The sequence below is a fragment of the Trinickia sp. Z7 genome (assembly GCF_056498045.1).
This window is the reverse complement of record NZ_JAUEQW010000015.1, coordinates 1-14,219: the sequence shown is the minus strand read 5'-3', so window position 1 is coordinate 14,219 and position 14,219 is coordinate 1. Positions and strand designations below refer to the sequence as shown.

15 protein-coding genes are annotated in these 14,219 nt (G+C 64.9%); 4 read left to right on the top strand and 11 right to left on the bottom strand.

What is annotated here, in order from left to right; genetic code table 11:
* Nucleotides 1–3: 3 nt before the first annotated feature.
* Together QQS38_RS21275 and QQS38_RS21270 are read left to right on the top strand one after the other, a co-directional pair.
* Nucleotides 4–474, top strand: coding sequence for a MaoC family dehydratase (locus QQS38_RS21275; RefSeq protein ID WP_479647338.1), 471 nt, complete (start codon nucleotides 4–6; stop codon nucleotides 472–474).
* A complete protein-coding gene (locus tag QQS38_RS21270) occupies nucleotides 471–968 on the top strand; it encodes a MaoC family dehydratase (RefSeq protein WP_479647337.1) in 498 nt (165 codons plus the stop codon). The genes QQS38_RS21275 and QQS38_RS21270 overlap by 4 nt, the downstream gene beginning before the upstream one ends.
* Nucleotides 969–1,181: 213 nt before the next feature.
* On the opposite strand, the gene QQS38_RS21265 is transcribed toward QQS38_RS21270, so the two are convergent.
* The 7 genes from QQS38_RS21265 to QQS38_RS21235 form a co-directional block, all read right to left on the bottom strand.
* Nucleotides 1,182–1,874 carry a glutathione binding-like protein gene (locus QQS38_RS21265; protein WP_479647336.1) on the bottom strand — a complete coding sequence of 231 codons (693 nt, stop codon included), beginning with the start codon at nucleotides 1,872–1,874 and terminating at the stop codon, nucleotides 1,182–1,184.
* Nucleotides 1,875–2,052: 178 nt separating this feature from the next.
* The gene (locus QQS38_RS21260) at nucleotides 2,053–3,276 is read right to left on the bottom strand and encodes an acyl-CoA dehydrogenase family protein (protein WP_479647335.1); all 1,224 of its coding nucleotides are present in this window, start codon (nucleotides 3,274–3,276) and stop codon (nucleotides 2,053–2,055) included.
* 94 nt (nucleotides 3,277–3,370) lie between these two features.
* Nucleotides 3,371–4,486, bottom strand: a complete 1,116-nt coding sequence (locus tag QQS38_RS21255) for a phosphotransferase (protein ID WP_479647334.1) — start codon at nucleotides 4,484–4,486, stop codon at nucleotides 3,371–3,373.
* Between the two features lie 107 nt (nucleotides 4,487–4,593).
* Nucleotides 4,594–5,310, bottom strand: coding sequence for a histidine phosphatase family protein (locus QQS38_RS21250; RefSeq protein WP_479647333.1), 717 nt, complete (start codon nucleotides 5,308–5,310; stop codon nucleotides 4,594–4,596).
* A gap of 8 nt (nucleotides 5,311–5,318) precedes the next feature.
* Complete coding sequence (locus QQS38_RS21245) at nucleotides 5,319–6,107, bottom strand: oxepin-CoA hydrolase, alternative type (protein ID WP_479647332.1); 789 nt, start codon at nucleotides 6,105–6,107, stop codon at nucleotides 5,319–5,321.
* Nucleotides 6,108–6,245: 138 nt separating this feature from the next.
* The gene (locus QQS38_RS21240; RefSeq protein ID WP_479647331.1) at nucleotides 6,246–7,424 is read right to left on the bottom strand and encodes a pyridoxal phosphate-dependent aminotransferase; all 1,179 of its coding nucleotides are present in this window, start codon (nucleotides 7,422–7,424) and stop codon (nucleotides 6,246–6,248) included.
* A gap of 19 nt (nucleotides 7,425–7,443) precedes the next feature.
* Complete coding sequence (locus QQS38_RS21235) at nucleotides 7,444–7,932, bottom strand: putative toxin-antitoxin system toxin component, PIN family (protein ID WP_479647330.1); 489 nt, start codon at nucleotides 7,930–7,932, stop codon at nucleotides 7,444–7,446.
* Nucleotides 7,933–7,989: 57 nt separating this feature from the next.
* Between QQS38_RS21235 and yaaA the strand changes: the two genes are divergently transcribed.
* The gene (gene yaaA, locus QQS38_RS21230; RefSeq protein ID WP_479647329.1) at nucleotides 7,990–8,772 is read left to right on the top strand and encodes a peroxide stress protein YaaA; all 783 of its coding nucleotides are present in this window, start codon (nucleotides 7,990–7,992) and stop codon (nucleotides 8,770–8,772) included.
* Between the two features lie 28 nt (nucleotides 8,773–8,800).
* Nucleotides 8,801–9,958, top strand: coding sequence for a M14 family metallopeptidase (locus tag QQS38_RS21225; protein ID WP_479647328.1), 1,158 nt, complete (start codon nucleotides 8,801–8,803; stop codon nucleotides 9,956–9,958).
* 29 nt (nucleotides 9,959–9,987) lie between these two features.
* On the opposite strand, the gene QQS38_RS21220 is transcribed toward QQS38_RS21225, so the two are convergent.
* The 4 genes from QQS38_RS21220 to QQS38_RS21205 form a co-directional block, all read right to left on the bottom strand.
* Nucleotides 9,988–10,563 carry a BspC domain-containing protein gene (locus tag QQS38_RS21220; RefSeq protein ID WP_479647327.1) on the bottom strand — a complete coding sequence of 192 codons (576 nt, stop codon included), beginning with the start codon at nucleotides 10,561–10,563 and terminating at the stop codon, nucleotides 9,988–9,990.
* A gap of 292 nt (nucleotides 10,564–10,855) precedes the next feature.
* On the bottom strand, nucleotides 10,856–11,530 hold the full coding sequence (locus tag QQS38_RS21215; protein WP_479647437.1) for an energy-coupling factor ABC transporter permease: 675 nt from the start codon (nucleotides 11,528–11,530) through the stop codon (nucleotides 10,856–10,858).
* Between the two features lie 108 nt (nucleotides 11,531–11,638).
* The gene (locus QQS38_RS21210; protein WP_479647326.1) at nucleotides 11,639–12,526 is read right to left on the bottom strand and encodes a helix-turn-helix transcriptional regulator; all 888 of its coding nucleotides are present in this window, start codon (nucleotides 12,524–12,526) and stop codon (nucleotides 11,639–11,641) included.
* A 193-nt stretch (nucleotides 12,527–12,719) separates the two neighbouring features.
* Nucleotides 12,720–13,925, bottom strand: coding sequence for a DUF2863 family protein (locus QQS38_RS21205; protein ID WP_479647325.1), 1,206 nt, complete (start codon nucleotides 13,923–13,925; stop codon nucleotides 12,720–12,722).
* Nucleotides 13,926–14,219: the final 294 nt, after the last annotated feature.

The window sequence follows — 14,219 nt, the reverse complement described above, 5'->3', positions numbered from 1 at the left end:
AGGATGGGGTTCTGCTACGAGGATTGGCAAGTCGGCTCGCGCATCGAAGTGGGTGCGCACACCTTCACGACCGAGGAAATCGTCGAATTCGCCGAGCGATTCGACCCGCAGCCGTTTCACATCGACGCAGAGGCCGCTCTAGCGTCACCCTTCGGGGGCTTGATCGCGAGCGGTTGGCATACCTGCTCGGTCATGATGGGCATGCTGGTGCGCAATGTCTTGCGGGGATCGTCTTCGCTCGGTTCCCCCGGTATCGATGAAATTCGCTGGCTGCGCCCCGTGCGGCCCGGCGATACGCTGCGCATGTACAACTCGGTGCTGGCCAAGCGCGTGTCGGCCAGCCGTCCCGATCGCGGCATTATCACGACGCAGTGGGAAGGCATCAATCAAGCGGATGAAACGGTCATTACCGTGCGCTCGAACGTCATGTTCGGGCTGCGACATCCGCAAGGCCCGCATCAGGCGGCGATATGACGGACGCAGTGTTGCCCGCGTCGCCCGACGCGCGCGCGCCCTTGAGCATTACCGATGGGGCTGCGCTACTCGCTCGTGTGGGCCGTGAGCCGCTCGTCGGCGAATGGATCGAGATCGACCAAACGCGGGTCGACCGGTTCGCCGACGCCACCGGCGACCATCAATGGATCCACGTCGATGCCGAGCGCGCACGTCGAGAATCGCCGTTCGGCGGTCCCATCGCGCACGGTTTCTTGACCCTCTCTCTCATTGCCTCGCAACTCGCGCAGGTCGTGCGGATCGAGCAGCGGATGGGCGTGAACTACGGGCTCAATCGCGTGCGATTTCCCGCGCCGGTGCCGATCGGCGCCCGTCTGCGAGCGTCGTTTGTCGTCGCCGAAGTCGGCGACGTGCCCGACGGCGCGTTGCAGGTGGTGTGGGATGTGACCGTCGAAGTCGATGGGGGAACCAAGCCCGCGTGCGTCGCGCAGTTCGTTACACGGCATTATTTCTGAGCGACTCGCTCGAGCCGAATCACGGGGATCGACCGGTCAAGTCGCGATTCGGGATGGTGCAGCGCCACCCCAAGCATCGAACGTGTGCTTCGACACGCCGCCAGGCGCTGCGCAAGCGCCGATGCCATGCGCCAACGCGGCGGCGGCAGCGTCGGCTAGCGGTTGCGGCGGGCGCAGGCGAACGGATCATGCGTCCGGTTTTGGCGCAGAGGGTCAGTGCTTGGCGTACTGCGTCGCGCCGAACAGAATGTCCCTGGCCTTGTCGTCGGTGAGCGCGCGCCGAGCCGACGCGAGCACTTCGACCCCGCGCTGCACGGCTGGCCGAGCGGCGATCGCCTCGTGCCAGCGCTTGACGTTGGGGAAATCCGCCAAGTCGATGCCCTGGTTTTGCCACGAGCGCGTCCACGGAAAGGCCGCGATATCGGCGATCGTGTAGTCGCCGCCGGCAAGGTAAGCGGTTTTGCCGAGCCGCGTGTCCATCACGCCGTACAAGCGCTTCGCCTCGTTCGTATACCGATTCACCGCGTACTCGATCTGCTGCGGCGCATAGATGCGGAAGTGGTGCGTCTGGCCGAGCATCGGCCCGAGTCCGGCCATCTGGAACATGAGCCACTGCAGTGTGGCGTATCGGCCCGCGGGGTCGGCCGGCAAGAACTTGCCGGTCTTCTCGGCGAGATAAATCAGAATGGCGCCCGATTCGAACAAGGAAATCGGCGCGCCGCCCGGGCCGTCCGAATCCACGATCGCAGGAATTTTGTTGTTAGGGCTGATCGCGAGAAACTCCGGCTTGAATTGATCGCCCGCGCCGATATCGATCGGGTGGACGCGGTACTCGAGCCCGGTTTCCTCGAGCATGATGTGAACTTTGTGGCCGTTCGGCGTAGCCCAGCTGTAGACGTCGATCATCGTCGCTCCTCGTGTACGGGCCGGCGCCGCGACGGGCGACGCCGATGCACGGGCAAGTTAGCACGGATGGATCGGTCTCGCTGACGGCTTCACAAGCCCCTGCACGCGGCGAGGTCATGCGGTAGTTGCGCCCCTCGGCAGGCCTGCCCGCGACGTGCGCTAGGCCGGCGCGAGTCCATCAACCCGCCACCGCATGCCGCGCCAACTCGAGCTTAGCGATCGCATTGCGATGCACTTCGTCGGGACCGTCCGCGAATCGCAGCGTTCGCGCGCAGGTGTACGCGTAGGCGAGCGGGAAGTCGTCGCACATGCCGCCGCCGCCGTGCGCTTGGATCGCCCAGTCGATGACTTGACAGGCCATGTTCGGCGCCACCACTTTGATCATCGCGATCTCGCCGCGCGCGCCCTTGTTGCCGACCGTGTCCATCATATAGGCCGTCTTCAGCGTCAATAGTCTCGCTTGCTCGATCATGCAGCGCGCTTGCGCGATCCGTTCCTGGGTGACGGTCTGCGCCGCAATGCTCTTGCCGAAGGCGATGCGCGCCGCGGTGCGTTTGCACATGAGCTCGAGTGCGCGCTCTGCAAGGCCGACGAGCCGCATGCAATGGTGGATGCGCCCTGGCCCCAACCGTCCTTGCGCGATTTCGAAACCCCGCCCTTCGCCGAGCAGGATGTTCGACGTGGGCACGCGCACGTTCTCGAGCGTGATATCCATATGGCCGTGCGGCGCGTCGTCGTAGCCGAACACGCTCAGCGGGCGATGCACGGTCACGCCCGGCGCGTCGGCCGGCACGAGGATCATCGACTGCTGCGTATGCTTGGGGGCATTCGGGTCGGTCTTTCCCATGACGATGTAGACCTTGCAGCGCGGATCGCCGGCGCCCGAGGACCACCACTTGCGGCCGTTGATGACATAGGAATCGCCGTCGCGCTCGATGCGCGTCTCGATGTTGGTCGCATCGGAGGAGGCGACCTCGGGCTCGGTCATCAAGAACGCCGAGCGGATCTTGCCTTCGAGTAGCGGCTCGAGCCAAGTGCGCTTGTGCTCCTCTGAACCGTAGCGTTCGAGCGTCTCCATGTTTCCGGTGTCGGGCGCGTTGCAATTGAAGACTTCGGGCGCCCACGGCACACGGCCCATGATCTCCGCAAGCGGAGCGTATTCGAGGTTCGTGAGTCCCGCGCCGCGCGCGGAATCGGGCAGGAACAGATTCCAGAGCCCAGCTTCCCGCGCGCGGGCCTTCAAGGTTTCGACGAGTTCGGTCGGCAGCCAGGCGTTGCCGGCGGCGCGGTTGCGCGCGACTTCGTCCAGAAAGGCGCGCTCGTTCGGGTAGATGTGCGCCTCGAAAAAATCGAGCAGCTTCGCGCACAGTGCTTGAACCTTCGGCGTGTAATCGAAATTCATGATGGCCTCGCAGTGTTGGGGGCGTCGTTGCCGATGCGCCCGCCATGACCGTTACGTGGTATTCGGGTGCGCTGGGCTGCGCACATCGCTACGGCTATTGCACTTTCTGCGCGTACGACCAGGCCAACTCGGCCATGGGCCGCGCCCGTCGGCCCGCATCGAGCGCCTGCGCGCTCGCCGCCGTGCCGACCGTCACCCGTTTCATGATTCCCTGCAGGATCGCGGCGATCCGAAACATGTTGAAGGCAAGGTAGAAATTCCAATCGCCGGGAATCGAAAAACCCGTGCGCTGGCAGTACCGCTCGACGTAGCTGCGTTCATCGGGAATGCCGAGCGTCGCCCAATCCAGGCCCGCAATGCCGCGGAATTGAACCGGATCGACGTGCCAGGCCATGCAGTGATAGGCGAAGTCGACGATGGGGTCTCCAAGCGTCGACAGCTCCCAGTCGAGCACAGCGAGAATGCGCGGCTCGCTCGGATGGAAGATGAGGTTGTCGAGACGATAATCGCCGTGGACGATCGCCGCGCGTTCGGGCGCGTCGGCCGCGGCGGGTGGCGTGTGCGCGGGCAGCCATGCGATCAGGCGCCGCATGGCGTCGATCGGTTCGGTCTCGGAAGCCTCGTACTGCTTGCTCCAACGCGCGATTTGGCGTGCGAGGTAATGGCCCGGTTTGCCGAAATCGGCAAGGCCGATGGCCGCCGGGTCGAGCGTATGCAGCGCGGCAATGACGCGATTCGTTTCGTCGTAGATCGCCCCGCGCTGCGCGCTCGTCATGCCGGGCAACGATGGGTCCCACAACACGCGGCCCTCGACGTACTCCATCACGTAGAACGCGCGGCCGATCACGGCTTCGTCTTCGCAGAGCGCGAGCATGCGGGCGACGGGCACGCCCGTGCGCGATAACGCGTGCATCACCCGATACTCGCGTTCGATCGCATGGGCGGAGGGCAGCAATTTTGCGGCGGGGCCCGGTTTCGCGCGCATGACGTAGCTGCGCGAAGGCGTCACGAGCTTGAAGGTCGGGTTCGATTGCCCGCCGGCGAATTGCTCGATGGCGAGCGGCCCCGCGAATCCGTCCAGGTGCTCGCGCAGCCATGCGGCGAGCGCATCTGTGTCGAAGCGTTGTTGCTGCGCGACGGCGCGCGTGCCCACGAAAGCCGAATAGTCCTGCTCTCCGTTCGAATCGACTGCCGACTCTTTCGTTGCCATGTAACGACTCCCGTTGAGGGTGGAGCTCGATCATCGGATCGTTGCCGACGCTCGATGGCCGCTGGCGACGGCGCCGCGGCGATCGTTGGTCGAAGCCGCGCAATGTGTCACGTTGCGCGGTAGCGCAGGTACTGCGAATAGAGCATTTCCATCGTGGTATGGCGCACGTCTCGAAAAAGCGGCGTCGGCGGCGAATAGTTCAGCATGCGCACGACCCAGTCGCCTGGTTTGGCGCCGACGTCGAGCGCGTTGATGCAGCCCGTTGCCTGCGCGAGGTGACCGAAGAAGGCGCGCCCGCCGGCAGTGATCGCATGCGAGATCAAGGCGCGATTCACACCTCCGTGCAAGACGAGCAGCACCGTCTCCCATGACGGATCTTCGCGCAAGCGCGCGAGCGGCGGCAGGGTACGGTCGAGCAATTCGCCGATCGTCTCGCCGCCGAGAAAGCGCGTCGTCTCGGCCACGACCCCGTCGAATGCGCCGAGAAATGCCGCCTCGATTCGATCCGGTGGCAGATCGGCCAATCGCCCCCCACGAACTTCTTGCCACTCGGGCCAAATTTCGAGCTCGATGTGCTGCCCTATGGCGGCGAGCACCTGCTGCGCCGTTTGCACGGTGCGGGGCAAGCCGCTCACGATGACACGATCGAGGCGCACGCCGTCGGCCGCGAACGCTGCGCCCGCGGCGCGCGCTTGCGCCAAGCCGTGCGCATTGAGCGGCACCGTTTCGGGGTCGATCGCGCGGCCGCTGTCGTCGAAGTAGGTCACGTCGCCGTGCCGCATGAGAAAAATGCGCCGGCGGGCGGGGAGGTCGAATGCCGTCATGGGCGCACCTATCGATAGCGGGCGGGACGCTTTTCGAGGAAGGCCGTGATGCCTTCGAGCGCGTCCGCGTGGTGGAGCGCCGCGACGAATTCGTCGCGCTCTGCCGTCAAATGGTCGGCCAGGGAGCGACCGCCCGCGGCGGCGACGAGCGCTTTGATGCTGGCTTGCGCGTTCGGCGAGCCGCGCGCGAGTTCGTCGGCCCAAGCAATGGCCGCGTCTCGCAGTTGCGCCGTTTTGGCGAGCCGATTGACGACGCCCAGCGCGTGCAGCCGCTCGGCCGAGACGGGCTTGCCTTCGAGCAGGATTTCGGTCGCCAACGCGCGCGGCAACGCTTGCGCGAGGAACCACGAGCCGCCGCCGTCCGGCGTGAGGCCCACGCGAGCGTACGACATGACGAACTTGGCGTCGTCCGCCGCGATGATCAAATCGCAGGCGAGCGCGAGCGAAAAGCCGGCGCCGGCCGCGGCGCCCGCCACGGCTGCAATCACGGGCTTGGTGGACGTGCGTAGCGCGAGGATCCATTGCGCGAGCAAATCGATGCTTTGCTCTTGCACGGCAGGCGCTTTCGCGCGGTTCTCCAGCAGGCGGTTCAGATTGCCGCCCGCGCAAAAGAAATCGTCGGCGCCGGTGAGCACCACGGCGCGGATCGACGCATCGCGTTCGGCCGTTTCGAGCGCCTGGATGCCCGCCGCATACATGTCCGGATGCAGCGCGTTGCGCGCCCCGGGGTTGGACAACGTCAACACGAGAGTCGACTCGCTCTCGGGCGGTCGCGATGCCAATAGTTCGGCGCTCATGAATGCATGTCTCCTTGGTTCTATCGATTGATTCGATTGTGGACGCAGAGCGTCGCATCGATACCGAAGGCGGCGGTGCCCGGCGCCTTCGGCAGATCGGCCGCGCCGAACTGCGTCAGCGATAGCCGGAATTCCTGTTCAAAGACGCGCGAGCCGCTCGAGTGCGGTCGCGAGCGTGGCTTCGCGTTTCGCGAAGCAAAAGCGCACCACGCCCGATTCGTGCGCCTCGTGATAGAACGCCGACACGGGAATGGCCGCGACGCCGATTTCGGTGGTCAGCCACTTCGAGAACTCGGCTTCCGGCAGGTCGCTGATGGCCGAATAGTCGACGCACTGGAAGTAGGTGCCTTCGCAGGGCAGCAGATTGAAGCGCGTGCCGGCCAGTCCCGCGCGGAAGAAGTCGCGCTTTTTCTGGTAGAACGCGGGCAGCTCGAGATAAGGCGCGGGATCGGACAGATAGTTGGCGAGGCCGACCTGCATCGGCGTGTTGACGGTGAAGACGTTGAACTGATGGACCTTGCGGAACTCGGCGGTCAGGGCGGCGGGCGCGGCGACATAGCCGACCTTCCAACCCGTGACATGAAACGTCTTGCCGAAGCTCGAGACGACGAAGCTGCGCCGGGCGAGTTCGGGATAACGCGCGACGCTCTCGTGCGGCGCGCCGTCATAGACCATGTGCTCGTAGACTTCATCCGAAAGAATCAACACGTTCGTCGCGCGCACGATCTCTTCCAAGCGGCGCATGTCGGCGGCATGCCAGACGGTGCCGCTCGGATTGTGCGGCGTGTTGATCAGCAACAGCCGCGTGCGCGGCGTGATTGCGCTTGCGAGCCGGTCGAAATCGATCGCGTAATCGGGTGCCTCGAGTGTGACGAAGACGGGCTTGCCGCCGGCCAGCTCGATCGATGGCACGTAGCTGTCGTAAGTCGGTTCGAGCACGACCACTTCGTCGCCCGGATGCACGGTGGCGAGAATCGCCGTCAATAGCGCCTGGGTTGCACCGGCGGTAACGGTGATCTCCGTCTGCGGATCGTACGCGCGGCCGTGGATCGCCTCGATCTTGCGCGCGATGGCCTCGCGCAAGGGGGCGACGCCGGCCATCGGCGGGTATTGGTTGTGACCGTCGCGCATCGCGCGCGAGACCGATTCGACGATACGCGGGTCGCAGTCGAAATCGGGAAAACCTTGGCCGAGATTGACGGCGCCGCGCTCGGCGGCGAGTGCGCTCATGACCGTGAAGATCGTCGTGCCCACGTTGGGCAGGCGCGAGGCGAGCGCGAAAGGCGGTTGGTTCGTCGGTTCGTTCGGTGCATTCATGGTGCGATCGGAGTCAACGTCAAGCGGTGGCGGTGGCAACAGGAAGACAAGCCGCCGTGAACGGCGCGGGCTCGGCAATCCGAATGCCGAAGTCGCGCGCCATGCGTTTGGCGAGCTTGAGCAGCGCACGATCTTTGGACACGAGCCATCCGGCCTTTGCGGCGAACGCGAGTTCGAGGAACTTCTGGTCGTCGCGGTCCTTGCATTTGGGCAATGCTACCGGGCCGTCGGCGGCGTTTTGAAGCGGCGCGGCCGTGGATAGGCGTGTCACGGTAGCCAGTGCGGCCGCTTTGTCGACGGCGCGCGCGACGAACTGCGGATAGTCGAGCACGCGTGCGAGTTCGGCCAGGCACCGTGGGTCGATCACGGCCTGCAGCGCCCCGCGCTCCAAGGCGTCGCGAATCGGGCGTGTCGCGGCGTCGTCGAACACGAGAATGTCGATCCAAACGTTCGAATCGAGCACAACGCGCGGCGCAATGGTTGGACCTTCGGCATCGGTATAGGGCATTCGCTACAATCTGGCTTTTCGTCTTTACCGCTCGGCACGGCGTGCCGGCGAGCCTCCATGATAATTGTTTTGTCACCGGCCAAGTCGCTCGACTACGAGACCCCTGCGCACGTCGCGAAACACACGATTCCCGATTTCGTCGAGGATGCGGCGCAACTCATCGACCAATTGCGCCGCTACTCGCCGCAGCGCATCGCATCGCTGATGGATATCTCGGACGCGCTCGCGCATTTGAACTTTCAGCGATATGCCGATTGGTCGCGCGAGTTCAGTCCGGATAATGCCAAGCAGGCCGTGCTCGCGTTCAACGGCGATGTCTACGAAGGGTTCGACGCGAAGACGCTTTCGGCCGCCGATCTCGACTACGCCCAGCGCCACGTGCGGGTTCTGTCGGGTCTGTACGGCGTGCTGCGCCCGCTCGATCTGCTGCAACCGTACCGGCTCGAAATGGGCACGCGCTTGCCGAACCCGCGGGGGAAGGACTTATACGCGTTTTGGGGCGAGCGCATCACCGATGCGCTCAATGCGCAATTGCGCCGCAACAAAGGCGGTGCGCGCGTGATCGTCAATTGCGCCTCCACCGAGTATTTCAAATCGGTCCGGCCCAAGCGGCTCGAAGGGCCGGTCGTGACACCCGTGTTCGAGGATTGGAAGGGCGGGCGCTATAAAATCATCAGCTTTTATGCGAAGCGGGCGCGCGGCTTGATGGCGCGATACGTCGTGGAGCAGCGGATCGACTCACCCGAGAAGTTGAAGGACTTCGCGGTGGACGGCTACGCGTTCGACGCGGCCGCCTCGAACGATTCGACCTTCGTGTTTCGCCGCCGCGTCGCCGGCTGACACGGCATCCCTTTTCCAAGGACCCTCGATGAGCCTTTCGATCACCAGCAACTTCGACGCCGGCGCGATCGAAGTCGTATCGTGCGAGACGGCGGACGACATCCGGCTGCGCATTCGTGCCGACAATCGCGCCGCGTTCGCGCAGTGGTTCTATTTTCGCTTGTCCGGTGCGCGCGGGCAGCGCTGTGCGATGACGTTCGAGAATGCCGCGCAGTGTGCATTCGCGCAGGGCTGGCACGGCTATAGAGCGATGGCGAGTTACGACGGCGTCAACTGGTTTCGCGTACCGACCTCATACGACGGACAGAAACTGACGATCGACCATACGCCCGACTTCGATTCGATTTACTACGCGTATTTCGAACCGTACAGCGAGGAGCGCCACGCGCAGTTTCTCGGCGCCGTCCAGCAAATGCCGCAGGCGACGCTCGTCGAGATCGGGCGCACGGTCGAGAATCGCCCGATGTCGCTGCTCGTGCTCGGCACGCCGCAGGCGGCCGAAGGGCGCGCGAAGAAGAAGGTATGGATCATCGCGCGCCAGCATCCGGGCGAGACGATGGCCGAATGGTTCGTCGAGGGGCTCGTCAAGCGCTTGGCGGGCTGGGGCGACTGGGCGGGCGATGCGCTCGCGCGCAAGCTCTACGAGCACGCCGTGTTTTACATCGTGCCGAATATGAACCCCGACGGCAGCGTGCGCGGTAATTTGCGCACTAACGCGATGGGGGCGAACCTCAATCGCGAGTGGCTAGAACCGGACGCGGCGCGTAGCCCTGAGGTGCTGTGCGTGCGAGACGCGATTCACGCGAACGGCTGCGACTTGTTCTTCGACATTCACGGAGACGAAGCGCTGTCCTATGTCTTCGTCGCGGGCAGCGAAATGCTGCCGAACTTCACCGAGCGCCAATTGCAGGAGCAGCGCGCGTTCATCGAGGCGTTCAAGCAAGCGAGCCCCGACTTCCAGGATGTCTACGGATACGAGGCGGCGAAGTACCAAGAAGATGCGCTCAAGCTCGCCTCGAAGTACATCGGCCACACCTTCGGGTGTTTGTCGTTGACGCTCGAAATGCCCTTCAAGGACAACGCGAACTTGCCCGACGAGCGGGTCGGTTGGAATGGCGAGCGCAGCGCGGCCCTGGGTGCGGCGATGCTGGGTGCGGTGCTGCGCCAGATCGAAACGTTCGGTTGAGCGTTGCGCGCTGTGCCGCGCAACCCCCGTCAGTGCTTCGCGGCCGCCTTGGACGACGATTTCTTTCGGCTCGTCGAATGCTTGATGGCGCTCTTGCCCGTGTGGTGGCCTTTGCCCTTCTTGGTCGAGCGTTCCTTATGAGGCTTGAGGGCCGGCACGGGATCGTTCCAACTGAAGGCGAGCATCTGCGTGCCGACGTAGCCGCACCGAAACTTCAGCGGATAGGATTCGTGCTGGGTGTCGCGCGCGATGCCCTGGCCTTCGACCGTGACGACGTTCTCGACCGTCACGCGCTGCTTGCCCTCATCGAATGGCTGATTCCATGGCGTGATGGCGGCGTGGGCCGAGTCGAACGCGGCGGGCGGAAAATCCACGTGATCGATGACCGTCGAAGTGCTCGCGACGAAGTTGCCATGGGCCGCGCAATCCGCGATGAGCGGGTCCGCATGCATGTCGTTGACGAAGTGGGCGATCATCTCGTTGCGCTGGTCGATGAGATCGGCGCGGGCTTCGCTCGCCGCAAGAAGCGGCAGCATGAATGCCGCGCAGGCGGTCAGCCGGGCTGCGAGCCGACGCACGCGGCGTGAAATCGTGTAGCTATCCATCCGATAAGCACAATTGAGACACAGGCACGTAAGATGCCCCACTCGCAGACGGAGTTCAATGTCGAGATGAATAAATTTTGACAGTCGTGCGGGCGGGCATCGCTTGCGTCGCGGCGTGTCTGGTTCCGGGTGCATGAGTTCGACATGGGTCGATGCACGCCATTGCCGCGGCGTTTCGAAGGGATATTCGGTTTTGGAGGGATATTCGATCTTGGGATCGGCATCGGCATCGGCATCGGCATCGATGTCGGTCCGGGCCCGGGCCCGGGTGCGGCGCGCGCACCGGAATGCTTCAAGTACGGGGGCCGCCGAGCCGGTAACGGCGCACGTCGTTCGTCGTGACCCACGTAGGTTTATAGACGGCGATGAGCGCGGTGGACATCCCGGTGAACCACGCCTCGCCCGCGGCCAGCAAAAATACGCTGAAGGCGTAGCCGATGGGTACGACGGCCGATGAACCATCGGCAAGCGCGATATGGGTCGCGGCGGCCGCAACCCCCGCGACCGTGACGGCGATCGCCGGAGAGACGAAGCCTTGAGCGCAGATGAATGCAAACAAGTTGCGCGGCAACCAAGCGGTGCAAGCGCGTTGCAGCAAGGCGGAGACGCCGACCGGCATCGCGCCGTAAATGAGAAACGTCAGCGCGACACCTTGCCACGCCGCATCGAATACGAGGGCTGCGACGCCCGACACGAGCGCCATGGCGACGAGCGCCAGCGCCCAGTCGAACAGCGTGACCAGCAAGGTGGCGCCGAGCAGGTGCATGACCGGACCGTCGTCGAGCCAGGCGTTGGTGGCCCACAGCACGGAAATGGCCACGATGATGGCGAGCCATACGTGCTGCAGCGTCCCGTCCTGCAGACGCCGGAACGGACGCTGTGCGAGAGCGAGCGTGAGCACGAGCGCGGCGATGGCCCAGCCACCGACAGCGACCCAGAGCGGAAGCGGCGTATACAGGAAGCCCATGGCGTCCATATTACTCGTTGGGCTGCGAAAGGTGGGAGCCTCGTACGAGTATGCCGCGGCCCCCTCAATTGACGTTATAGCAAGTGCCGCGCCGACGCGCTCGGCGGCTCAATTGGCTGCGGGCGCCGTGCCACCGAACGGCACGTCGGGCTCGGCGGCGAGCGGCAGGTCGATTGCGCTGTCGTGCCGGGACAACGGATATTTGAACGCGGGCACGCGGCGCAACGGCACGGGGCCGCCTTTGCCGAGCACGGGCTTAGGTGTGCCCCGCCCTTCGCGGCGCAGCACCTCGAGTTGCGGTGTGAGCCAGCCGTTGTAGATGGCAACTGCGGCGGCGCGGTTCGGGGCTCCCAACTGTTGAAATATGCTGGCCAGGTGGATCTTGACCGTGCCCTCGCTGATGCCGAGCGTGCGCGCGATCATTTTGTTGGTGCTGCCCATGTGGACGCAGCGCATGATTTGCTCTTGACGCGGCGACAGCGCCGCCGCGAAGCGTTTGCGCCGGAGCGGCTCGTCGCTCGATTCGCGCCGGGGGGAGATGGTCGGGACCGTGGCAGCAGCGGGGCCCGCCGGGACGGTGGCAGGCGCGGCGGCCACGGCGGAACTGCGCGCGCCGTCGGCGAGAAACGGGGCGTAGTGCCCGCCGGCGAGCACGAGTTCGAGCAGACGCACGATCAACAGCGGATTGGTCGTGCGTGGAATCACGCCGTGCACGCCCGCATCGACGAGGGCCCGCACACGGGATGGCGTGATGTCGTCGACGAATGCGGCGACGCGCAGGCCTGGATACTCGGCCTGCAGCGCACGCACCGAACCGAGCCTCATCGGATCTTGCCAGTCGACGACGATGAGCTCCGGCGGCAAACGCCGCATCGCGCGGCTGGCCTGCGCCCAGTCGCGCGCTTCGCAAAACCGGGCTTGCCGGTCGATCTGCCGCAAAAGCGCTTTGAGCCCGTCGCGCCGCTCGGCTTCCGAACTGAGAACTGCGAACCGCATGTTTTTGCCTCCTTTTGATCGGTACGGATGGCGCCGTGACCGACCGCCGGAAACAGGCCGGCCGCCACGATGCGCCGCTGCGCAATCATGACAAATTCCTTACGTGGGGGCGGCTAGCCGGATGGCATAGGACGGCTCTGCCGCCGCCGGTTGCGGCGACGGCAAAACGGGCGACAGGAGGGCGGATGCGGGTTTAGTGGAAGTGCGGTTGGGCGGGCTCGGCGTCTTCGGGCATCTCGGCGTGAACGATTTCGCCGAGGGGATCCGCATACAGCGGGACGCCGCAGTCATCGCAATATTCCGGTTCGAACCGTCCCGCGTGGCGGCGTACGTCGGTGACCCCGGTCTCCTTGAGCAGCGCGATGATTTCGTCGAGCGGACCGCCCGTGTCTTCCGCTTCTTCGTCGATGGCGAGTTCGCCGTTCTCGCGGCCGTAAAGCGGCCACACGACGCCGTAGATCACGTCGTTGCTGCCGCGGCGGGTGAAGCCGACACGGTACTCGTCGATGCGTCGCTCGCCGAAGCCGGCGACGACGGCACGCAAGTCTTGCGGCGTGGCTCCGATCGTGTCGAACAGATAGCGAATGGCCGTGCGCACGGTGTGCGGCCGCACGCGTTCGTCGGCGTCGCGGCAGGCCGAGTAGTAGGCGTCGGGCAGCAGGCATTCGAATTCGCAGCCCGGCAGCACCTGCGCCAGGTTGGCGCCGCCCTGCGTCGCCCACTGCTCGAGGCATTGGCCGCGTTCGATGCGCACGCCGTTTTCCTCTTCTTGCCAGCGAAAGAGCGGCGCGCCCACGGGGGCTGCGACCACCGCCAGAAGAAAGCGCGGATCGGCCAGAATCGGTGAAGTTTCGGGCAGATCGCCAAAGTTCATCTTCGCTGCCGCGCCCGTGACCGCGGCCTGGATCAATTGCTGGGCGAGGCGATAGGTTTCGACGTGATGGCGCGGCAATTGGTCGATGCTGTAGAGGAACGGCGCCAGCGCGACGCGCGCCTCGCCCGCCAGCACATGTGCATGCAGATGTGCGCGCAGTGCTTCGACGGCGTCGCCCTTGAGCGGGCCGGAGGGGATCATATATCTCGTCCACGCCAAGATGGGGGCGGCGATCAACAGCGCTTCGTAGGACGTGCCCTCGTGCTCGACGATGAACGACTCGCTATGCGTTTCGGCCATGTCGGCGAGCGCGCCGTATGCGTCGGGATGATTTTGTTGCAGATGATCGAGCGCCGCGTCGAGCGTCGTCTGGTTGCCGTTGCGGACGATTTTCGCGAGCAGCGTGTCGAGCTTTGCTTCCCAGAAGCGATCTTCGATGCGGCTGCCCGATGCGAACAGTGCAAGGGAAAGGCCGACGAGCTTGTCGGCGTCGGGCGGAAGGCGTTTGGCGATTCGCGAGCGCATATAGGCTGACTTGGTTGGATTCGATGAACCCTCCATTCTAGTCGCATCCGCCGAACAGTAAGCCTAGCTGTGCGTTCGCCTGCGCCGGGGATCTCGGGGGCGTCCCGCGCGACCCGCGTTCATACGCTTTGCTGCTTTGCTCACTCCAAGGGCAGTCGCGCGGCGCCCGAAATGGCCGCCGCGTGCCGCTGCGAAATTTCGCTTGCGGCGCGTTCGGAACGCGCCTAGAATCACGCCCTTTCGCGCAGTCGATGCGACTGAGCGAAGGGAAGCGGGGCCTTGTGGCGAGTGGGT